General features: G+C 60.8%; 20 protein-coding genes. 7 read left to right on the top strand and 13 right to left on the bottom strand.

Annotation, left to right across the window (positions count from 1 at the left end; genetic code table 11):
* Positions 1–119: 119 nt before the first annotated feature.
* The 3 genes from sbcD (at position 120) to licT (ending at position 5680) form a co-directional block, all read left to right on the top strand.
* The gene (gene sbcD / locus ACORQT_RS04690; protein ID WP_042783776.1) at positions 120–1352 is read left to right on the top strand and encodes an exonuclease subunit SbcD; all 1233 of its coding nucleotides are present in this window, start codon (positions 120–122) and stop codon (positions 1350–1352) included.
* Positions 1349–4600: an exonuclease subunit SbcC gene (gene sbcC / locus ACORQT_RS04685; protein WP_164057386.1), complete on the top strand. Its 3252-nt coding sequence runs from the start codon at positions 1349–1351 to the stop codon at positions 4598–4600. The genes sbcD and sbcC overlap by 4 nt, the downstream gene beginning before the upstream one ends.
* 231 nt (positions 4601–4831) lie before the next feature.
* Entirely contained in the window at positions 4832–5680 is an 849-nt protein-coding gene (gene licT, locus ACORQT_RS04680; protein ID WP_042783774.1) for a BglG family transcription antiterminator LicT, read from the top strand.
* On the opposite strand, the gene ACORQT_RS04675 is transcribed toward licT, so the two are convergent.
* From ACORQT_RS04675 to mak, 3 genes are all read right to left on the bottom strand, one after another.
* Positions 5677–6063, bottom strand: a complete 387-nt coding sequence (locus tag ACORQT_RS04675) for a type II toxin-antitoxin system VapC family toxin (protein WP_033651066.1) — start codon at positions 6061–6063, stop codon at positions 5677–5679. The genes licT and ACORQT_RS04675 overlap by 4 nt on opposite strands.
* On the bottom strand, positions 6060–6293 hold the full coding sequence (locus ACORQT_RS04670; RefSeq protein ID WP_004940455.1) for a type II toxin-antitoxin system Phd/YefM family antitoxin: 234 nt from the start codon (positions 6291–6293) through the stop codon (positions 6060–6062). Before ACORQT_RS04670 ends, ACORQT_RS04675 begins: the two co-directional genes overlap by 4 nt.
* Before the next feature lie 102 nt (positions 6294–6395).
* Complete coding sequence (gene mak / locus ACORQT_RS04665; protein ID WP_042783773.1) at positions 6396–7310, bottom strand: fructokinase; 915 nt, start codon at positions 7308–7310, stop codon at positions 6396–6398.
* 216 nt (positions 7311–7526) lie between these two features.
* Here mak and rdgC point away from each other — a divergent pair, with 216 nt between their 5' ends.
* Positions 7527–8438: a recombination-associated protein RdgC gene (gene rdgC / locus ACORQT_RS04660; protein ID WP_004940461.1), complete on the top strand. Its 912-nt coding sequence runs from the start codon at positions 7527–7529 to the stop codon at positions 8436–8438.
* 64 nt (positions 8439–8502) lie between these two features.
* Here rdgC and ppnP read toward each other — a convergent pair whose 3' ends face one another.
* The 3 genes from ppnP to ACORQT_RS04645 all read right to left on the bottom strand — a co-directional run bounded on the left by ppnP (position 8503) and on the right by ACORQT_RS04645 (position 9719).
* The gene (gene ppnP, locus ACORQT_RS04655; RefSeq protein ID WP_004940463.1) at positions 8503–8793 is read right to left on the bottom strand and encodes a pyrimidine/purine nucleoside phosphorylase; all 291 of its coding nucleotides are present in this window, start codon (positions 8791–8793) and stop codon (positions 8503–8505) included.
* Positions 8794–9066: 273 nt separating this feature from the next.
* Positions 9067–9267, bottom strand: coding sequence for a YaiA family protein (locus ACORQT_RS04650; RefSeq protein ID WP_015376810.1), 201 nt, complete (start codon positions 9265–9267; stop codon positions 9067–9069).
* 47 nt (positions 9268–9314) lie between these two features.
* The gene (locus tag ACORQT_RS04645; protein ID WP_033651063.1) at positions 9315–9719 is read right to left on the bottom strand and encodes a nuclear transport factor 2 family protein; all 405 of its coding nucleotides are present in this window, start codon (positions 9717–9719) and stop codon (positions 9315–9317) included.
* A gap of 96 nt (positions 9720–9815) precedes the next feature.
* Between ACORQT_RS04645 and ACORQT_RS04640 the strand changes: the two genes are divergently transcribed.
* A complete protein-coding gene (locus tag ACORQT_RS04640; protein ID WP_047572480.1) occupies positions 9816–10559 on the top strand; it encodes a helix-turn-helix domain-containing protein in 744 nt (247 codons plus the stop codon).
* Between the two features lie 36 nt (positions 10560–10595).
* Here ACORQT_RS04640 and aroL read toward each other — a convergent pair whose 3' ends face one another.
* The 4 genes from aroL to ACORQT_RS04620 all read right to left on the bottom strand — a co-directional run bounded on the left by aroL (position 10596) and on the right by ACORQT_RS04620 (position 15033).
* Positions 10596–11120, bottom strand: a complete 525-nt coding sequence (aroL, locus tag ACORQT_RS04635; RefSeq protein WP_033642032.1) for a shikimate kinase AroL — start codon at positions 11118–11120, stop codon at positions 10596–10598.
* 109 nt (positions 11121–11229) lie between these two features.
* Positions 11230–11748 carry a GNAT family N-acetyltransferase gene (locus ACORQT_RS04630; RefSeq protein ID WP_164057387.1) on the bottom strand — a complete coding sequence of 173 codons (519 nt, stop codon included), beginning with the start codon at positions 11746–11748 and terminating at the stop codon, positions 11230–11232.
* 53 nt (positions 11749–11801) lie between these two features.
* Positions 11802–13925 (bottom strand): TonB-dependent siderophore receptor, encoded by a 2124-nt coding sequence (locus tag ACORQT_RS04625; protein WP_444859331.1) that lies wholly within the window; start codon positions 13923–13925, stop codon positions 11802–11804.
* Complete coding sequence (locus ACORQT_RS04620) at positions 13918–15033, bottom strand: ABC transporter substrate-binding protein (RefSeq protein WP_046688335.1); 1116 nt, start codon at positions 15031–15033, stop codon at positions 13918–13920. Before ACORQT_RS04620 ends, ACORQT_RS04625 begins: the two co-directional genes overlap by 8 nt.
* Before the next feature lie 216 nt (positions 15034–15249).
* On the opposite strand from ACORQT_RS04620, the gene ACORQT_RS04615 reads away from it, so the two are divergent.
* On the top strand, positions 15250–15711 hold the full coding sequence (locus tag ACORQT_RS04615; RefSeq protein WP_033651058.1) for a GNAT family N-acetyltransferase: 462 nt from the start codon (positions 15250–15252) through the stop codon (positions 15709–15711).
* Here the strand turns inward: ACORQT_RS04615 and ACORQT_RS04610 are convergent, their stop codons facing one another.
* Both ACORQT_RS04610 and ACORQT_RS04605 read right to left on the bottom strand, forming a co-directional pair.
* Positions 15712–16269, bottom strand: coding sequence for a class I SAM-dependent methyltransferase (locus ACORQT_RS04610; RefSeq protein WP_033642027.1), 558 nt, complete (start codon positions 16267–16269; stop codon positions 15712–15714).
* A gap of 239 nt (positions 16270–16508) precedes the next feature.
* The gene (locus tag ACORQT_RS04605) at positions 16509–16793 is read right to left on the bottom strand and encodes a YdgH/BhsA/McbA-like domain containing protein (protein WP_033634035.1); all 285 of its coding nucleotides are present in this window, start codon (positions 16791–16793) and stop codon (positions 16509–16511) included.
* A gap of 310 nt (positions 16794–17103) precedes the next feature.
* Between ACORQT_RS04605 and ACORQT_RS04600 the strand changes: the two genes are divergently transcribed.
* Entirely contained in the window at positions 17104–18279 is a 1176-nt protein-coding gene (locus ACORQT_RS04600) for a low temperature requirement protein A (protein WP_047025781.1), read from the top strand.
* 200 nt (positions 18280–18479) lie between these two features.
* On the opposite strand, the gene ACORQT_RS04595 is transcribed toward ACORQT_RS04600, so the two are convergent.
* Positions 18480–19841, bottom strand: coding sequence for an esterase-like activity of phytase family protein (locus ACORQT_RS04595; protein ID WP_444859330.1), 1362 nt, complete (start codon positions 19839–19841; stop codon positions 18480–18482).
* Between the last annotated feature and the right edge of the window lie 256 nt (positions 19842–20097).

Below are 20097 nucleotides of genomic sequence, written 5' to 3'. Positions count from 1 at the left end.
GCATAGCGATTATTTCCTGCAGTAAAGAAAAATCATCCGCTTGTCATCATCATTGCGCCGGGACAGCCGCCGTCGCGGCCTTTATAATCATCGCCATTATCTTTGCATCCGGGAGTGTCATGCGCCTGATCCACACCTCTGACTGGCACCTTGGCCAGTACTTTTTCACCAAAAGCCGCGCCGCCGAGCACCAGGCTTTTCTGAACTGGCTGATCGAACAGATCGAACAGCAACAGGTGGATGCGCTGATCGTCGCCGGGGATCTGTTCGATACCGGCTCACCGCCCAGCTATGCCCGCGAGCTGTACAACCGCTTCGTGGTGGAACTGCAGCGCACCGGCTGCCAGTTGGTGGTGCTGGGCGGCAACCACGACTCGGTGGCGACGCTGAACGAATCGCGGGAGCTGCTCTCCTGCCTGAACACCACGGTGATCGCCAGCGCGCAGGGCGCCCCGGAACAGCAAATCGTGGTGCTGAACCGGCGCGACGGCCAGCCGGGCGCGGTGCTGTGCGCCATTCCGTTCCTGCGGCCGCGCGATCTGCTCACCAGCCGCGCCGGCGAATCCGGCGCGCAGAAACAGCAGGCGCTGCAGGAAGCCATCGCCGAACATTATCAGACGCTGTATCAGGCGGCCTGCGAGCGCCGCGACCAGCTGGGCTTGCCGCTGCCGATCGTCGCCACCGGCCACCTGACCACCGTCGGCGTCACCACCTCCGACTCGGTGCGCGACATCTATATCGGCACCCTCGACGCCTTCCCGGCGCAGGCCTTCCCGCCCGCCGACTATATCGCGCTGGGCCACATTCACCGCGCGCAGAACGTCGCCAAATCGGAGCATATTCGCTATAGCGGCTCGCCGATCCCGCTCAGCTTCGATGAGCTGGGCAAAGCCAAAAGCGTCTTCCTGGTGGATTTCGCCGACGGCGCCCTGCAGCGGGTTGACGCATTAACGATCCCGCAGTTCCAGCCCATGCAGCTGATCAAAGGCGATCTGGCCGAGATCGAACGGCAGCTGCGGCAATTTGCCGACTATGCCGGCGAGCGGCCGGTGTGGCTGGATATCGAAGTGGCGACGCAGGACTACCTCAGCGACATCCAGCGCCGCATCCAGCTGCTGGCGGATGAGCTGCCAGTGGAAGTGGTGCTGCTGCGGCGCAGCAAAGAGCAGCGCCGCCAGGCGATTGCGCAGCAGGATAAGGAAACGCTGAACGAGCTGAGCGTCAACGAGGTGTTCGAACGCAGGCTGGCGCAGGAGGCTGAGATGCCCGAAACGCGCCAACAGCGGATGCGCCAGATGTTCCGCCAGGTGGTCGAGGCGGTGCAGCACAACGCCGAGGAGACAAATTCATGAAGATCCTCAGCCTGCGGTTAAAAAACCTCAACTCGCTGCAGGGCGAATGGAAAATTGACTTCACCGCCGAGCCTTTCGCCAGCAACGGCCTGTTCGCCATTACCGGCCCGACCGGCGCGGGCAAAACCACCCTGCTGGACGCCATTTGTCTGGCGCTGTATCACCAAACGCCGCGCCTCAACGTCACGCCGAGCCAGAATGAGCTGATGACCCGCCACACCGCCGAGTCGCTGGCGGAGGTCGAGTTTGAGGTCAAGGGCGTCGGCTATCGCGCCTTCTGGAGCCAGCGCCGCGCCAAAAATGCGCCGGACGGCAACCTGCAGGCGCCGAAGGTCGAACTGGCGCGCCGCGAGGACGGCAAGATCCTGGCGGACAAAGTGCGCGACAAGCTGGAACTTACCGCCGCCATCACCGGGCTGGACTTCGGCCGCTTCACCAAATCGATGATGCTGTCTCAGGGGCAGTTCGCCGCCTTCCTCAACGCCGACGCCAACGATCGCGCCGAGCTGTTGGAAGAGCTGACCGGCACCGAAATCTATGGGCGGCTGTCCGAGCAGGTGTTCGAGTCGCACAAGCAAGCCAAAACTGACCTGGATGCGTTGCACCAACGCGCCAGCGGCATCGAACTGCTGAACGACGAGCAGCGCCAGTCTCTGACCGAACAGCTGGCGGCGCTGAGCACGCAGGAAAGCGCCCTCGGCGAGCAAACCCAGCGGCAGCAACAGGCGCTGAGCTGGCTGCAACAATGGCAACGCCTCCGGCAACAGCAAAACGAGGGGCAATTGCGGCTGGACACCGCCCAGCGCGAGCAGACAGAGGCCGCCCCACAGCTGCAGCGGCTGGCGCTCAGCGAGCCGGCCGAGAAATTGCGGCCGCTGCGCGGTGAACGCGATCGCTGCCGCGCCGAGCTGCAGACGATACAGCAGCAAGCGGCTCTGTTGGCGCAACAGCAGGAACAGCAGTCAGCGCAGTTGACCCCGCTGCAGCAGGCGGTGGAGAAAACCCGCCAGGCGCAGCAAACCCATGCCGAGCATATGCGGCAACAGCAACAGCTGATTGACGAACAGGTCGCCCCGCTCGATCACCAGATAGCCCAACTGCTATCGACCCAGGCCGAGCGGCGACAGGCCGGCGATGCCGCAGCGCAGCAGTGCGCCCAGCAGCAAACTACGCTGGAGCAGCTCACCGCTCAGCGCAGCCAGCTGACGACGCAGGCCGCACAGTTTCAGCAGCAGTTGAATGCGCTGAGTGAAGCGCTGGCCGCTCAACAGCAACAGCAGCAGGCGCTGGAGGCAAAAACGCCGCTGGCCCCGCTGCGCCAGCGCCTGAGCGCCCTGGCGGATCTGCGCCCAACGCGTCAGCAGCTATTTACTCTATCCTCTTTGTCGCAGCAAATCGTTAAACGGCTGGAACAGCAGCGGCAAGAGCTAAACATCGGTCAACATGAACTGACCCAGTTGGAGCCACAGCTAGAACTCATCCGTCAGCAATTTAAGCAGCAGAAAGCACACCAGGCCGATGTTGAAAAAACCTATGCGCTGGAACAACGGATCGTGGGTCTGGAGGCCGAGCGCGCCCGTTTGCAACCCGGCGCCCCCTGCCCGCTGTGCGGCTCATGCGAGCACCCGGCGGTAGAGCAATACCAAGAGGTAAAACTGTCAGAAACTGCGCAACGTCTGGAGCAAATGAAAGTCCAGACCGAAGCATTGCAAAAACAAGGCGTCGAGCTGCGAGCCCGTTACGACAACCTGCAACAGCAGTTGCAGCGCCAACAGCAAACCATCGCGCAGGATGAACAGCAGCTGGCTGCCCAACAGCAGCAGTGGCGGCAGCTCAGCGCACCGCTGGCGTTCGACTTTACGCTGGCGGATGGCGAGCAACTCAGCGCCTGGCTGAACGGCTGCGACGACGAAGAACGGCGCGGGCAACAGGCGCTGCAGCAGCATGAACAGGCGGCGCAGGCGGTACAGCAGGCGAAAGACGCGCTCATCGCTCTGCAAACGCAGCAGCAGCAGACGCAGCAACAACTGGCGTTGCTCGAAGAACGCTTTACGCTGCTGCAGAAAGCCCACGCCGACAGCCTGCAACAGCAGCAAGAGCTGCAACAACGCTGGCAAGAAGGCGAGAAAACCCTCGCTGAACGACGTGCGCAGCGGCTGGCGCTGTTCGGCGAACAGCAGGTGGCTCAGGTGCGCGAACAGCTGCGCGCCAAACAAATCGCCTGCGAACAGGCCAGCGTTCAGGCCGCCGAGCAGTGGCAAAAGGCGCAGGAACTGCGCGAACGCCTGGCCGGCCAGCAGGCCGGGCTGCAACAACAGCTCACCCAGATGCAGGAGCGGCTGCAGCAGGCGCAGCAGCAGTGGCAGCAGGCGCTGGCCGACAGCGAGTTCGCCGATGAAACCGCCTTCGCCGCCGCGCTGCTGGACGACACCCTGCGTCGCGAATTGCAGCAGCGCAAAGAGCGGCTGCAACAGCGACAGGTGGAGGCCGCCGCCCTGCTGACACAGGCGACGCAAACGCTGGAGCAGCATCGGCAGCACCGTCCTGAAGGGCTGGATGAGGCCAATGCGGATATCGATGCGCTCACCCAATCGCTGGCCGAGCTGGCACAGCAGTTGAAAACGTTGCAGCTGCGTCAGGGCGAACTGCGCAATCAGCTGGAAAGCGATGCCGCTCGTCGCCTCAATCAGCAGGCGCTGTTCGAGCAAATCGCCCGCAGCCAGCAAGACTACGACGACTGGAGCTACCTCAACCAGCTGATAGGCTCGAAAGAAGGCGACAAGTTCCGCCGCTTCGCTCAGGGGTTGACGCTCGATCATCTGGTCTATCTGGCCAACCGGCAGCTCGGCCGGCTGCACGGGCGCTACCTGCTGCAGCGCAAGACCAGCGATGCGCTGGAGCTGCAGGTGGTGGACACCTGGCAGGCGGACGCGCTGCGCGATACCCGCACCCTGTCCGGCGGCGAGAGCTTCCTGGTCAGCCTGGCGTTGGCGCTGGCGTTGTCCGATCTGGTCAGCCATAAAACCAGCATCGACTCGCTGTTCCTCGACGAAGGCTTCGGCACGCTGGACGCCGAAACCCTCGACACCGCGCTGGATGCGCTGGACAGCCTGAACGCCTCCGGCAAAACCATCGGCGTGATCAGCCACGTCGAGGCGATGAAAGAACGCATTCCGGTGCAGATCAAGGTGAAAAAGGCCAACGGGCTCGGCGTCAGCCGGCTGGAAGCGCACTTCAGGCTGGAATGATCCCGCGGCTCGCGGCGCAGAAGTGTGACCGCGGCGGCACTCCGCGGTGAAAAGCGTTGAGCCGCGGCGGGCACGGGTTATTATGCCAGCATAACAGGATTGTTACTGTATCCCCTCCGCCGCTCAGGCCGCAGGGCAGAAAGATAAAATACAGGCAAAACCTGACGCCCGGGATCGCTTCCGGGCGTCAGGTTTTTTCGTTTTCAGGATGCTGAAACACCGGGAAAAACCATGAAAATCGCTAAAATACTCAATAATAACGTGGTGATTACGCTGGACGACCGTCAGGCAGAGACGGTGGTGATGGGAAAAGGAATCGGCTTTAAAAAGAAGCCCGGCGATACGCTGGACGAAAGCCTGATCGAAAAGGTCTTCACCCATAACGGCGGAGAAATCGCCGAGCGCTATAAAGAGCTGCTCGCCGAGATCCCATTGGCCTGCGTCACCACCGCCGACAGAATCATCACCCTCGCCCGCGAACGCCTGCCGGGCAAGTTGCATAACATCGTCTACATCACGCTGACCGATCACATCCACTTCGCCCTGCAGCGCCATGCGCAAGGGCTGGATATCAAAAATGCGCTGCTGTGGGAGATTAAAAAACTCTATCCGGCCGAATTCGCCGTCGGGCTGGAGGCGCTGGCCCTGATCGCACAGCGGCTGGATACCGCGTTGCCGGAGGACGAAGCCGGATTTATCGCCCTACACCTGGTCAACGCCCAGCTTAACGACGAGATGCACAACACGCTGCACATTACCCGCGTGATGCAAGAGATCCTCAACCTGGTCAAGTACCATTTCCGCTTTGATTACAACGAGGAATCCCTGAGCTACCACCGGTTCGTGACCCACTTGAAATTTTTCGCCCAACGGCTGCTGGGGAAAAACTACGTCGACAGCGACGATGATTCGCTGTATCAGGTGGTGAAAGAGAAGTACCGCGAGTCATTCGCCTGCGCCGGTAAGATCAACCGCCACATCGAAAAACACTATCAGCATCAGCTCACCACGGAAGAGATGATGTTTCTGACCATTCATATCGAACGGGTGCGCAGCGAAAGCGAGGAAAAGCCGGCTTAACGGCGGGCGTCCGCCACCCGCACGCCGTACTGCGGAAACACCGCGTCGGCGGAGATCAGCGTCAGCCCCTCGGCCTGCGCCTGGGCGATCAGCATGCGATCAAAAGGATCTTGATGATGGGGCGGCAGCTGCCCGGCCTGTTGGCAGTGAAAGGCGTCCATCGGCAACGACAGAAAATCCTCGGCCTCGATGATCGCAAAGATGTCTTCCGGCAGCGCCAGTTTGCCCAGCGCCTGCTTGATCGAGATCTCCCAAATGCTGGCCGCGCTGACGTACACCGCATTGCCCGGATCGGCGATCTGCCTTTTGGCGTTCACGCCCAGGCAGGCGTCGTCGATCAGCCACCACAGCAGCGCGTGGGTATCCAGCAACAGGCGCTTCATTCATCGCCCTCAAACAACGCCGCAATGGCCGCATCCCCGGCGTTGAAATCCGCCGGCACGGTGAACCTGCCCTTGGCGGCGCCAGGGCGGCGCGCTTCCCCCTTGATGGCGACCAGCTGTACGTACGGCTTCCCTGCTTTTGCAATAATCACGGTTTCTCCCTCCGCGGCTCTGTCCGCCAACTGGCTCAGATTGGATTTGGCTTCGTGCATATTGGCCTGAATCGGCATACGCGTCCTCCTTAGCTAAGTTAGCTAAAGCATAAAGCGCCGTCCAGTTTTTGTACAGTGAAGGGTTTAAAGCGCGAGCAGCCTCGCGCTTTATTGCAACGCTTAGCGCTGCTGTTGCGGCCACAGCCAGGCCGCACCGCGCACGCCGCTGGAGTCGCCGTGAACGGCCTTGCGGATCGGCGTTTCACACTCGCCGCCGAACACCCAGCCTTTCACCAGTTGCGGCACCGTGCGATACAGACGATCCACGTTGCTCATGCCGCCGCCGAGCACCACCACATCCGGATCCAGCATGTTGATCACGTGCGCCAGCGATTTCGCCAGCCGCATTTCGTAGCGGCCAATCGCCTGCTCCGCCAACGCATCGCCCCGCTCGCTCAGCGCCATGATCTCATGCCCTTGCAGCGCATTGCCGCTCAGGCGCACATAGTCGGTGGCGAAACCGGTGCCGGAAACAAAGGTTTCGATGCAACCCGGCTTGCCGCAGTAACACGGCACTTCGCGGGCGTAGCGCAGCTCATCGTCATCCTGCCACGGCAGCGGATTGTGCCCCCATTCACCGGCGATGCCGTTGCCGCCGGCATGCGCCTGGCCGTTCAGCGCCACGCCGGCGCCGCAGCCGGTGCCGATGATGACCGCAAACACGGTTTTCGCGCCGGCGCCGGCGCCGTCGGTGGCTTCCGACACCGCCAGACAGTTGGCATCGTTGGCGATGCGCACCTCTCGCGTCAGCAGCGCAGACAGATCCTCGTCCAGCGGTTGGCCGTTGAGCCACACCGAGTTGGCGTTTTTCACCCGCCCGGTAAACGGCGACAGCGTGCCGGGAATGCCGATCCCGACCGATCCCCGTTCGCCGGTATGATCCTCGGCCAGTTTCACCAGCCCGGCGATCGCCGCCAGAGTTTGCCGGTAGTCATGGCGCGGCGTGGCGATACGATGGCGAAACAGCTCCCGCCCGTCGTCCGCCAACGCAATCACTTCAATTTTCGTTCCACCCAAATCGATGCCAATGCGCACGTATTTTTCTCCTCGATGCCGCGCAGCGTTGCCACAGCCTAATGTAAGCGCGCAAATGAATCACCTGTTTCCCACCCTCCGTCGCGTCCTTTCTCGCTGCGTAAAGCGACGCAATTCAGAGAGAATGGGGCGATTTTTCAGCGTCAATTCGTTATCATGCCGCCCTGCTTTTGACGAATCAGCGTGCCGAACGCACGCCCAGCCTGGGATAACATTATGCTGTGGTTTAAGAATTTGATGGTTTACCGTTTGAGCCGCGAAGTGGCGCTAAACGCGGATGAAATGGAAAAACAACTCAGCGCGTTCGCCTTCACGCCGTGCGGCAGCCAGGACATGGCGAAGACCGGCTGGGTCTCCCCGATGGGTTCGCACAGCGATGCATTGACGCACGCGGTCAACGGCCAAATCGTCATCTGCGCGCGCAAGGAAGAGAAAATCCTGCCGTCGCCGGTCATCAAGCAAGAGCTGCAGGCCAAGATTGAGCGCCTGGAGGCGGAACAACACCGCAAACTGAAGAAAACCGAGAAGGACGCGTTGAAGGATGAAGTGCTGCACAGCCTGCTGCCGCGCGCATTCAGCCGCTTCAACCAGACTTTCATGTGGATCGACACCGTCAACGATCTGATCATGGTCGATGCCGCCAGCGCCAAACGCGCCGAAGATACGCTGGCGCTGCTGCGCAAAAGCCTCGGTTCGCTGCCGGTGGTGCCGCTGACGATGGAAAGCCCGATCGAACTGACGCTGACCGAATGGGTGCGTTCCGGCGAGATGCCGGCCGGCTTCGCCATTCAGGATGAAGCGGAATTGAAAGCGATTCTGGAAGAAGGCGGCGTGATCCGCTGCAAAAAACAGAATCTGATCAGCGACGAAATCGCGGTGCACATCGAAGCCGGCAAACTGGTGACCAAGCTGGCGGTGGATTGGCAGGAGCGCATTCAGCTGATGCTGTCGGACGACGGTTCATTAAAACGTCTGAAGTTTGCCGACACGCTGCGCGAGCAGAACGACGACATCGATCGCGACGACTTCGCCCAGCGCTTTGACGCCGACTTTATCCTGATGACCAGCGAGCTAGCGGCGTTGATCAAAAACACCATCGAAGCGCTCGGCGGCGAAGCCCAGCGTTAATCCCGCCTCAGAAACGACCAGGGCCCAGCATTCGCTGAGCCCTGCGTTCCCCTAACGAGCAACCTTATTTGCTCAGGTAGCGGCACAGATAGGCGGTCGCGTCGGCCACCTGCAGGTTGAACTCGCTGTGCCCCGGCACGAAGAATTTCTCGCCCGGCGTAAACACCTGCCAGTCCGGCGCGCCCGGCAGCAGCACTTTCAGCGCCCCGGTGATCACCGTCATTTCTTCCGGCTGCGCGGTGGAGAAGGTGTATTCGCCCTCTTCCATCACACCCACGCTGGTAAGACCGATGCTGCTACTGTCAAAACCGATAGACTTCACTTTTCCGGCAAAATACTCATTCACTTTCAGCATAGACTGGCACCCGCGTCATCATCTTGTATGGAAAATCCATATTGGGGGATTGCGGTTGATCTGTCACTGGTTTTTCACGCGAAATGCGATCGCGGCGCAGAGCAAACTGCGGCCGGGACGCTTACCGGCAAATGGGCGGACAGCATAATAGAGTCGGTGCGCAGCGTCTGGCGGGACAAGCGGTGCGATCCGCGCGGGAAAGAGAGCAAGGGCGTCGATTTCCAAACCATAAACAGGAAACCGGCCTGACGCCGGTTTCCGCTGGGCTGCAGGTCAATGCTCTAACGCCTCGTCCTCATAGCGGTGCTTGGCGTCGAGCGCTTCCTGCTCGGTTTCATGTTCACTGAGCAACGTATTCGGCTCAATGTCGTCGGTGCGCACCTCAAAACGGCGCAGATGCAGGTTCGGGTCGCCTCGAAACACCTCTACGACGCGGGCGCTCCGTGGATAAGCAGGTTGATCATTTTCGCGCATGCCGTTCTCCCGTGTGTTTCACACAGTAGCAAGTATAGCAGCCGCCCTCATTCCGGCACGCGCGAGCCGAGATCGCGATCGCCGGGGGCGCCCGTCAACAGCTCGGTCAGTTCGTCGCAGGCGCAAATGCGGCCTTCACGCACGGTGAAGTGCGCCAGCACCCGCACGCGGCTGCAGGTGCCGTCACGCTTTTCTACCTCGACCAGATGGTGGGTCAGCACCGACTCATCCTGCGCCGCCGCCGCGAGCACCTTCAGCGTCATGCGGCGGGTTTGCCGTTTCAGCAGCGCCATATGTTGCTCAAACTGCTCGAAGTTCAGCACCTTGCCATCCACCTGCTGGCGGTAGCCTGCGCTGAAACGGGCGGCGAGCTGCGTCGGCCGATGCTCCGGGCTGGCGACCACCTGCTGCAGCGTATCGAGCACCAGGTTCAGCGGGGTAAGTTGAGTCATCACGTTTCTCCGAAATGGGGGGAATGGCGATCCTATCCCGGCCAGGCGATGGCATAATAACCGCATCAAGACTTTAAATAACGTTAAACGGCCAATATGACGCAGATCCGCAGCCAACGCCTTCAGCATGAAAGAAAGCACCTGACACCCTGGCACCGGCACGACGGCGGCCAGATCTATCTCTTGACGCGCGGCATGCTGGCGCTGGAACTGCCTGGCCGGCAATGGGCGATCACCGGCGGTGCGCTGGGCTGGCTGCCGCCGGGGTGCCCCCATCAGGCGCTGGCCTGTGGCGATGTGGCGGGCTGGAGTCTGTATCTGCCGGTGGAAAGCGCGCCGGAGATGCCGCCGCAGCCGCAGCTGTTCACCGCCTCAGCGCTGTTGCAGGCCCTGGTGGAACGCATCGCGCAGTTCTCCGCCGGCCCGATGAGCGCGCCGCAACGGCGGCTGCTGCAGGTGCTGCTGGATGAAATGCACACGGCAAGCCGCGCGCCGTTGCAATTGCCGCTGCCGCAGGACGCCCGGTTGCTGAACATCGCCCGGGCGCTGCTGAACGATCCCGCCAGCCTGCACAGCCAGCGCGACTGGGCCGCCTGGGCCGGGCTCAGCCCACGCACCCTGAGCCGCCGCTTTCTGCAGGAAACCGGCATCAGCTTCGCGCTGTGGCGCCAACAGGCGCGGGTATTGCGTTCACTGGAGGGATTATCACGCGGCGAAGCGGTCAGCGAGGTGGCCGACGCCTGCGGCTATGACAACGTCAGCGCCTACATCGCCGCCTTTCGCCGCCGCTTCGGCGTCACGCCCGGCGCGTACTTTGCGGCCGCTCGGCAAAGGGAATAAGAAAACGGGCGCCCAGCGCCCGAAGAGAAGAAAAGGTTATTTCACCGTCTCGCGCGGCAGCACCGCGAGGATTTGTTCCACCACCCGCTGAGGATCGGCGGCGCCGTCCATCACGTAATGCGCGGCATCCTGATACAGCGCTTCACGCGCGGCCAGCACCTCGAGCATCTCTTCGGCGATCGGCCTGCCGGTGAGCGTCGGGCGCTGCGCATCTTCCGGGTACTCTTCCAACCGCTGCGCCAACACGCTGGCCGGCGCGCGCAGGTAGATAACGGTGCCATGCTGGCGCATAAACTGGCGGTTTTCCTCCGCCAGGATCGCCCCGCCGCCGGTGGCAACTATAGTTGACGGTTTGGTCACGGTTTGCAACGCGATGGTCTCGCGGCGACGAAACCCCAGCCAGCCCTCGCGCTCGACCATTTCCGCCACGCTCATCTGCGCCGCCTGCTGCATAAACAGATCGGTATCGACGAACTGATAGCCCAACGCCAGCGCCAATGCGCTGCCTACCGTGGTCTTGCCGGCTCCGCGAGCGCCTATCATGAACAGGGTTTGTGTCATTACGGGTTGTCCCTTATGCGGTGACTTGAGTGCATTGCATACCAAAATACCGAGCGGGTGCGATGGCGTGGTGGCAGCATCATACCCCGCCCGCTCTGTATTTCAATATTTACGATAGTGTAAATTCCATGGCACAGCGACTGCCAGCGGCAAAGCCGTGCGCCAGATCCTCATCCAGATGCCGCCGCAAGGCGGCCGTGAGCCGCGCGTCGTCGAGCGGCCGGAACCCCAGCCGCCGGTAATAAGGCGCATTCCACGGCACGTCAATGAAGGTGGTGAGCGTCAGGCGAGCGGCGCCCTGGCGTTTGGCTTCTTCCGCCACCGCCCCTATCAGGCGGCGGCCGACGCCCTGCCGTTGCCAGGCACCGGCGACCGACAATTCGGCGATATGCCAGTCTTTCCCCTGAGCCTGCACGGCGATAAAACCGGCGCACTCGCCGTTGTCGCTTTCGGCCAGCCATTCACGGCGTTCGGCGATAAACGCGGCGTGCTGTTGCAGGCTCATCACCTCGCCTTCGGCGATAAAGCGCCACGCCGGCTGCTGGCGAAACAGCTGCGCCGCCGAGCGTTCAACCGCCATCAGATGCGCGATATCCCGCTGCTGCGCCAAACGAATTTGCAGGCTCATGGGTTCTCCTTAACGTTGGGGCGGTTATTTAAGCAAATTTCACCGCCCGCGGCTCAGAAATCGATACTGCCGCGCAGCACCACCTCACGCGGTTCCCCCACCGCCACGCGCAAATTGCCGCCGCTGGACGGGTAATAGGTTTTGTCGAACAGGTTCTTCACGTTCAGCTGCCATTTCACCCGATAGCCGTTGATCGGCATGGTGTAAGCGGCGAACGCATCGGCAACGGTGTAATTATCCAGATTGAAGCTGTTGGCGGCATCGCCCGGGCGGCGGCCCACGTAGCGCGCACCGGCGCCGATACGCATCTCATCGCCGCTGTACAGGCCGGGGCTGCCGAGGTTCTGGGTCAGGAACAGCGAGGCGGTATGGCGCGCCACGTTGGTCATCTCTTTGCCCTTGTTGTCCGGATCGTCCACCACGCGCGCGTCGGTATACGCATAGGAACCGATCAGGCTCAGCGAGTCGGTGAGATTACCGGCCACGTCCAGCTCCACGCCCTGCGAACGCACGCGCCCGGCGGTGCGCGTCACGGTTTCGCCCTCCACCAGCTCACTGACCATCACGTTGCGCTTGGTGATGTCGAACAGCGCCAACGTGCCGGTAACACCGTTCGGCAGCGCCAGCTTGCCGCCGACTTCCCACGACTTGCCCTGCTCCGGCGGCAGCGAATCAATCTGGGTGGCGATGGAAGAGTTCGGCTTGAACGACTCGGTATAGCTGCTGTACAGCGACACGTAAGGCGTCAGCTTGTACACCACCCCGGCGCGCGGCACCAGCTTGCCGTCCGAGCTGTCGGTATTGGTCTGGAACGGCCGCCCCTTGCCGGCATAGACGTCGAAAGCGTCGTAGCGCAGCCCGCCCATCACCAGCCATTTATCGGTCAGTTGGATAGAATCCTGCATAAACCAGCCGTAGCTGGTGAGATTTTCCCGCTGATCGCTGTCTTTGGCGCTGACCGCGGTCGAGGGCGGCATCAGGCCATATACCGGATGATAGATATTGAAATCGCTGTTCTTTTTGCCGCGGATCATGTCGCCGCGGTAGGTGCGGTTATCTTCAAAATCGAAGCCGAACAGCATCTGGTGGTTGATGCGCCCCCAGTCCACGTCGCCATTGAGCGTCAACTGTACCGCGTTGGCGTGGCTGACGGCATGGGCGGTCGAGTCGGCCTGGCGAGTCAACACGCCGGTCACCGGATTCAGCGCCGTAGCGCGCGCCTGGTTGTCGCTGTAGCTGTTGCGGCTATAGGCGTAGGTCAGCGAGCTTTTCCAGCGTTCGTTGAGCGTTTGATCGATCTGCAGAGTGATGCTGTCCTGATCGCCGCGGGTGGCGTTATAGGCTTCGTCGAAACGGCGATCGCGCGGCGTATTCACCGGTTTGCCGGTGCGCGAATCGATAATGGTGCCGCGATCGAACGGCACCCGATATTCCATATGTTCATAGGCCAGCCGCACGGTGGTGTTCTCGCCATACCACATCAACGAGGGCGCGATCACCGTCTGGCGGTTGCGGCCGAAATTGCGCCAGTAGTCGGTTTCATCGTGATCGACGATCATGCGATAGGCGAATCCCGACGTGCCGAGCGGCCCGGTGACGTCGAGCTGGCCGCCGCCGCCGTTGAAGCTGCTGCCCCAGCCTTCCACATGAGTGCGCTGCTGCAGCTGGGGTTTTTTGGTGATCATGTTGATCATGCCGCCCGGTTCCCCCATGCCGTACAGCATCGAAGCCGGCCCCTTGAGCACCTCTACCCGCTCGGTGGTCGGCGTGAAGTTGCGCGCCTGCACCGAGCGCACGCCGTCGCGCAGAATGGAGCCGTCGCGGTTGTCGCCGAAACCGCGTTTCATTACCGCGTCCTGGGTGCCGCCCAGTGTGTTGGCCTGGGTAATGCCGCTGACGTTGTACAGCGCTTCATCCAGGCTGCTGACCGTCTGATCGGCAATCACCTGCTGCGGCACCACGTCGATCGCCTGCGGCACGTTCAGCAGGTTGGTTTCGCTGCGGGTGCCGGTGACGCTGGTCAACGGCTGATAGCTCTGCACGCCGTCGGCGTCTTTGCGGCCGATCACCACCAGGTTTTCTTCCTGCGACGCGGTTTTTTCCGCCGCCCACGTCGGCGATGTCGCGCAGGCCGCCAACGGCAATGCGCACCACCAACCGCGTTTGTTGTTATTCATTATCTAACTGACTCCAATAGGTCCCTGAAAAAGGTAACGGCAAAAACTGCTGATAAAGCTGTTGGAAGGTCTGCTGCGGGTTGATGTCGGCGAACAGATCCGGGTAAAACGCTTTGGCGAACACCTCGACCAGCACCACGTGGTACGGGCTGAGGTAAAAGTTGTGCCAGACGCTCCAGGCGCGGTGGTTTTTCACCGCCTGCAGGTTGGTCAGCATCGGCTGTTTGGCGATCAGCCGGCGGAAGCTGTCAGCGGCCTCTTGGCGGCTGACCTGCGGCCCGAGGCGCAGATCGGACAGCCGTTTGCCCTGCGGCCCAGCCATGCCGGTGGCGAGGTACACGTCGGGATTGGCGCTCAGAATGGTTTCCGGGTTCAGCTCGCCATACACCCCTTTGACGCTGGCGTTGGCGATGTTGTCACCGCCGGCGAAGGTCAGCAGATCGCCAAGGTTGCCGTGCGCGGCGGTGGTGCAACAGGTGTCGCGCCGCCCCAGATGCAGGTGCAGCATCACTTTGGGCTTCGGCCCCTGATAGCCCGCCAGACGTTGCTGAATCACCGCCATATGCTGCTGATAAAACTGGATGAACTGCTCGGCGCGCTGCCGGCGATTGAGCACGTCGCCCAGCAGCCGCACGCTCGGCACGGTGTTGTTCAGCAGATCGATGCGCAGATCGACGTAGATCACCGCCACGCCGGCCTTGTTCAACGCAGAAACCAACCGATCGTTGTCGCCGTCTTCACGCGCATAGCGCGCCAGGATCACCAGATCCGGTTTCAGCTGCAGCAGGCTTTCGACATTGACCTGGCGAAAGTTATTGCCGCTGATGACGGGGATCTGGGCTATCTGCGGAAACTGCTGCGTATAAAGCTGCCAGCTTTGCGCATCGAAACGCGCCAGATCCGCCGGCCAGCCGACGATGCGCTGCGCCGGGTTGCCCGGCTCCAGCAGCGCCAGCGTATACAACATGCGGCTCTCCCCCACCACGATGCGCTGCGGATTGTCCGGCACCACAACCTGACGGCCGGTGATATCGGTCACCGTCTTCGCCTGGGCGGAGAACACGCCGAACCACAGAGAAAGCAGCAGTAAAATGAGGAAATTGCGCATGATTGAGCCGAAAGGGGGAAATAGTGTGCGCATGATAATCACTCTCATTAGCACTTGCAATCCCGCGCCGCCATTGCCAAAAGAAATCCGGGAAACGGCGCCGGGCGTGCGGCAAACACGGCGAAACCGCTAAAATAACGGCTTTAAAAAGTTAAAAAAATGGCGGGGAAATCGGTTAAATAGAACGGGGAAACAGCTAAAAACCGGGAGACCTCCATGACTCAACGCATCATTCCGCTGTCGGATTGCCCGCAGTTTGCCGATGTATGCGCCGCCTGGGCATTCGGCCAGTGGGGTTCACAGCGCGGCGGCTCGCTGGAGCGCACCCAGCTGCGTTTCGCCCAATGCAGCCGACCGGGCGACGACCACCTGACGCTGATGATGATCGACGGCGATCGTCCGGTGGGCATGGCCAGCCTATGGCCCAGCGACGACCATCAGCGCCAGGATCTCACCCCGTGGCTGGCCGGCGTCTTCGTGCATCCCGATCACCGCCGCAAGGGCATCGCCCACCGTCTTGAAATGGCCATCGTCGAGGCGGCGCGGCAGCGCCATCACTCGGTTCTGCATCTCATTACCGACAAATCGGAAGCGCTGTACGCCGGCTGGGGTTGGCAACCTCTGGAGCGCCGGCGGCAGCATGACGAAGAGGTGGTGGTGATGGAGAAAAAACTGTAGCTAACGCGGCGTACAGACATACACCAGCGCCGGCGGGAAGTTGCGCACTACCCGCAGGCGCTTCCAGTGAAAATAGCGCGACAGCAATTTTTCCGACAGGTGGCTGTATTGGAACAGCACCAGCGTGCCGTTGCGCGCCAGCAGCCGCTGCCGGGCCTGCTGAAGAATGCGCACGCTGATCCTGACCGGGATCGACAGCAGCGGCAGGCAGGAAAACACCACGTCGTAATCCGTGGCCATCCGGGTCGCCGAATGGCCCATCACCTGCAGCCGCCGATCGTCAATCCCGCGCAGCCGATGCACGAAATGGGGTTGGATCTCGAAGGCCTCCAGCGCCGCATCGGCGCGCATCCGCCCCAGAATGCGTTTGGTCAGCACGCCGTCCGCCGCGCCCAGTTCCGCGATCGACAGCGCCCGGGTCCATTCAACCTGATTGAGCATCGCCTGACACAGCCACGGGGAAGAAGGCGCCAGCGTACCGACGGTGCGCGGTGAAGCCATAAATTGCTGCAGGTAAGCGAAGTGATTCATCAGTTGCAGTCGGGTCGCATTTAACATTGAGGCCTCCTTGGGTTAAGCCCTCAATGTGAGCCGAATTTCTTAAGTAATCATTAACATGATTCCGAAAGCGGCGGACACAGTTGTAATAAAATGCAACCTTGTCAGCGGCGCGCAAAGAAAAACGGTCGCAATAATGATCTGAGAATAAGCGGTTTATGCGCCGACCGTTCAGATAATTATTGCGACCGTTTATTTTTTGGCCGCGTTGCCGCGGCCAGAGGGTAAAAAGCTAACGCTTAGCGATAAATTTCCGCATTGCCGCGCCAGTTGCTGGAGTCCCCGGGGGTGTCCAGACCGATAATGCGATAATGACTGGCGCCGTCCGCCGCGGCTTTTTCTTTCAGGGCGGTGATGGCGTCATGCGGTGAGCCGCTAACGCCGGAAACCGACACGACGCCGAGGCTTTGCAGATTGGCAGCCTGCTCGCTGTTGACCTGTTTTACCGACGACAGCGGCGCGGCGAAAGTGGAAAATGAAGCGGCGGCGATCAATACGGCTGCGATGCTTGGGATAAGTTTCATGATTGACTCCAGGTGTTCTTGTTTATTCGCTCGTTGTCAGTGATGTTAATTATCCGCTAGCCAATGAAAACGGACGTCATGCAACGTAAAGAACATCAATCATTGTGAGGAGAATAAGGAGGAAGTGAGAGCGGGTGTGTATTTTCAGGCGAGAATGACTTTATAGGCTTCACCTTACCCCTATTTGATGAACAATTAAAGACGGCGCGTGATAAAGAATGCGCGCCGCGTCTATTTAAGATTTTTTACCCGCCGGAGCGCGCTGAGCTACGCTGAATTTTGTGGCTTACCCTTTTAAGGAAGAACGCTTATGTCGCAAAACCTGCTGCGCGTGCGTGACGGTCAGGGCGCGTCGGTCTCATTTTCCGAGCTGCTGTTCGATCTGATCTACGTTTTCGCCGTGACCCAACTTTCCCACTATCTGTTGCATCACCTGACGCTGACCGGCGCGCTGGAAACCCTGCTGCTGTGGTTCGCCGTCTGGCTGGCCTGGCAATACACCGCCTGGGTCACCAACTGGTTCAATCCGGATACCCGCCAGATCCGCCTGTTGCTGTTCGCGATCATGCTGCTGGGGCTGTTCGCCGCCGCCGCGTTGCCGCAGGCGTTTGGCGAACGCGGTCTGATCTTCGCCCTGTTCTACGTCGCCATTCAGGTCGGGCGCTCCGCCACGGTATTGCGCCTGCTGGCGCCCGATCATCCGTTAAAACAAAACTTTCGCCGCATTCTCGGCTGGCTGTGCATCTCCGCCGTCTTCTGGATCGCCGGCGGGCTGGCGGAAGGCCATGCTCGCCTGGCGCTGTGGGCGATCGCCGTCTTGTGCGAATACGTCTCGCCGATGTTCGGTTTTCGCCTGCCGGTGCTGGGGCGCTCGGACAGCAGCAGCGAATGGACCATCGAAGGCCACCATCTGGCGGAGCGCTGCCAGCTGTTCGTGATCGTGGCGCTGGGGGAAACCATTCTGATCACCGGCGCCACCCTGAGCGAAATGGAAAGCTGGAGCCTGCCGGTGCTCATCGCTTCGCTGGTGGCCTTTCTCGGCAGCCTGGCGATGTGGTGGGTTTACTTCGACACCAGCAGCAAAGCCGGCAGCCACGCCATCAGCCAGGCGGAAAATCCCGGCCAGCTGGGCGCTTATTTCCATTATGTGCACGTCGCGCTGGTGGGGGCGATCATCGTCTGCGCCGTGGCCAACGAGCTGGTGATCGCCCAGCCCGACGGACGCATCCAACACGCCACGGCGGCGGTGCTGCTGCTCGGCCCGGCGATTTACCTGTTCGCCAACGCGCTGTACAAACGGCTGGTGTATCGCCGCTTCCCGCTGTCGCATCTGGTCGGGCTGCTGGCGCTGGCGGTATTGGCCCCGATCGCCTATTTAACCGACCTGCTGATGGTCAATGGCCTGACGACGCTGATCATGGTGGTGGTGGCGACGTGGGAGAGCATCTCGCGCGGCAAAGCGCCGCAGCGGCACGCGCAAGCCTGAATCAAACGGGGGCGTCACCGCCCCCGCTGTGAGATTGATGACAAACCTCATGCCATTACCGGGTTTGCAGAGAGCAGCGGATAAAAAAACAAGGAAAATCAATTTATTGATTTTCGGCTGATGGCCACAAAGGAGGAAAAACCACGTTTTTTCCTCCTTTGTCAACGGTCTGACGGGGGCGCAATCGCCCCCGATGTCGGTCACTTCAAGGATTGCGGCAAGGTGAGCACCCAGAGCTCACTCAGCGATTCCGGCTGCTCCAGAGGGCGCAATTCGATGCAGGCGTCGGTTTTGTCACCGTCGAGGCTCAACCGCCCTCCTTTCTCCAGCTGATAGTCGCCGATTTTCTTGCTCTTTGGCGACGCATCCACCAGCGTGGCCTGCAAGCCGAAATCGTTGTCATTGATCACCGCCAGCGTGCGATCGTCGATCAGCGCCAACCCTTCCGCTTTCTCCTGGCGCCAGCCCAACTGACGCAGATCCGCCACTTCCCGTTTCTGCGCCAGCTTCACGCCGCGTTTAGCCAGATCTTTCGCATCGTCGAACTCCAGCGCTTTACCCTGGCCGTCAAACGCGCTCAGATCGCTGGCCTGCGCGAGATCCACCAGATAGATCTTGTTTATCATCGACTTATCTTTACCGATTCCCTGTTCAATCAACAGGATGCGCTGGTTGTCCAACGCCACGACATCGCCAATTTTGGCGTCTTTGGCTTTTTTATAGCTGTCGATATCGATGGGATAGCCGTACATGGCGGTTTTGCCACTGCGCGGATCGAAGCTCACCAGCCGGGTAAACTGCGCCTTGTTTTTGCTTTTGCCATCGACATCCAGCGTGCTCTGCACCGCCGCCAGAATTCGCCCGTCCGGCATCCGGGTCAATCCTTCAAAACCGCGGTTGGGCTGACGCCATTTCAGGATGTTCGGCAAACCGCCCGCCACCGCTTGTTCGCCGGCCTGCGGCGTTGGGCCATATTTGGCGAGGATTTTACCTTTGCCGTCGATATGGATCAGAAACGGGCCGTACTCATCACACAGCCAATAGCCGCCGTTGCCGTCACCGGTCACCCCTTCGGTATCCAACCCGCGGCGATCGCCGGACAGCGGCTGCAACGCGTCGTTCAACGCCACTTCGTTTGTAGAACCAATCAGCTCGCCCGGCAACGGCAGCCCGCCGATCGGCCCTTTTTCGTCGTGCAAGGGCCGCGCATTCTCGGCTACGGCCTTGCCGCCGCCGATACGAATGTCCATCAACAGAGGCGTGAATTGCGGATTGGCGAAAATCTTGGCCTCTTGCTTGCCTACCGCCGGGGCATCGGCATTCGGGCCGCGATCGGTCAGCGTCGTCAGCACCAAATCGTCGCCCTGCTTCTTGTTGAACATCAACCCGGAGCCGATCCCTACCGGCAATCCCTGCGGGAAATGCTTGGCGGACGCCCCCTGATAGGCGACGCGTTCCCCGCCGGGGAAGCCGACCACATAACGCGCCACCTCAATGTCGGCAGCGTGAGCCAATACCGGAAACAGTGAAGCCAACAGCAGGGAGAGCGATTTTATTTTCATATTTTTTACCCGAGGTTAAATGAAGCGTTGTCAGGCAGAAGACGATATTAATTTAGCATGACACTTAGATGACAATAGGCAATTCGTCAAATGCACATCAGGCAATAAGGTTGGCTGGCAAATAGAAATGAGCAATTAACCTGAGCGTATTGAATGGAGAAAACCGCTGGAAAAAACCGCCCGAAAATAGCCCGCCGTTTTGCTTAGGGTAAATTCTTATAGCAAAGATAAAAAAATCGGCAAACGCGCGTCAACA

Source organism: Serratia sp. (in: enterobacteria), from assembly GCF_052400455.1.
GTDB lineage: Bacteria > Pseudomonadota > Gammaproteobacteria > Enterobacterales > Enterobacteriaceae > Serratia > Serratia ureilytica.
Note: the sequence above shows the minus strand (reverse complement) of the source record. Positions and strands in the feature narration are given on the sequence as shown.

Coding starts and splice junctions, on each gene's coding strand:
- sbcD (WP_042783776.1), top strand. CDS start 120: ATGCGCCTGATCCACACCTCTGACTGGCACCTTGGCCAGTACTTTTTC.
- sbcC (WP_164057386.1), top strand. CDS start 1,349: ATGAAGATCCTCAGCCTGCGGTTAAAAAACCTCAACTCGCTGCAGGGC.
- licT (WP_042783774.1), top strand. CDS start 4,832: ATGAAAATCGCTAAAATACTCAATAATAACGTGGTGATTACGCTGGAC.
- ACORQT_RS04675 (WP_033651066.1), bottom strand. CDS start 6,063: ATGAAGCGCCTGTTGCTGGATACCCACGCGCTGCTGTGGTGGCTGATC.
- ACORQT_RS04670 (WP_004940455.1), bottom strand. CDS start 6,293: ATGCCGATTCAGGCCAATATGCACGAAGCCAAATCCAATCTGAGCCAG.
- rdgC (WP_004940461.1), top strand. CDS start 7,527: ATGCTGTGGTTTAAGAATTTGATGGTTTACCGTTTGAGCCGCGAAGTG.
- ppnP (WP_004940463.1), bottom strand. CDS start 8,793: ATGCTGAAAGTGAATGAGTATTTTGCCGGAAAAGTGAAGTCTATCGGT.
- ACORQT_RS04650 (WP_015376810.1), bottom strand. CDS start 9,267: ATGCGCGAAAATGATCAACCTGCTTATCCACGGAGCGCCCGCGTCGTA.
- ACORQT_RS04645 (WP_033651063.1), bottom strand. CDS start 9,719: ATGACTCAACTTACCCCGCTGAACCTGGTGCTCGATACGCTGCAGCAG.
- ACORQT_RS04640 (WP_047572480.1), top strand. CDS start 9,816: ATGACGCAGATCCGCAGCCAACGCCTTCAGCATGAAAGAAAGCACCTG.
- aroL (WP_033642032.1), bottom strand. CDS start 11,120: ATGACACAAACCCTGTTCATGATAGGCGCTCGCGGAGCCGGCAAGACC.
- ACORQT_RS04630 (WP_164057387.1), bottom strand. CDS start 11,748: ATGAGCCTGCAAATTCGTTTGGCGCAGCAGCGGGATATCGCGCATCTG.
- ACORQT_RS04625 (WP_444859331.1), bottom strand. CDS start 13,925: ATGAATAACAACAAACGCGGTTGGTGGTGCGCATTGCCGTTGGCGGCC.
- ACORQT_RS04620 (WP_046688335.1), bottom strand. CDS start 15,033: ATGCGCAATTTCCTCATTTTACTGCTGCTTTCTCTGTGGTTCGGCGTG.
- ACORQT_RS04615 (WP_033651058.1), top strand. CDS start 15,250: ATGACTCAACGCATCATTCCGCTGTCGGATTGCCCGCAGTTTGCCGAT.
- ACORQT_RS04610 (WP_033642027.1), bottom strand. CDS start 16,269: ATGTTAAATGCGACCCGACTGCAACTGATGAATCACTTCGCTTACCTG.
- ACORQT_RS04605 (WP_033634035.1), bottom strand. CDS start 16,793: ATGAAACTTATCCCAAGCATCGCAGCCGTATTGATCGCCGCCGCTTCA.
- ACORQT_RS04600 (WP_047025781.1), top strand. CDS start 17,104: ATGTCGCAAAACCTGCTGCGCGTGCGTGACGGTCAGGGCGCGTCGGTC.
- ACORQT_RS04595 (WP_444859330.1), bottom strand. CDS start 19,841: ATGAAAATAAAATCGCTCTCCCTGCTGTTGGCTTCACTGTTTCCGGTA.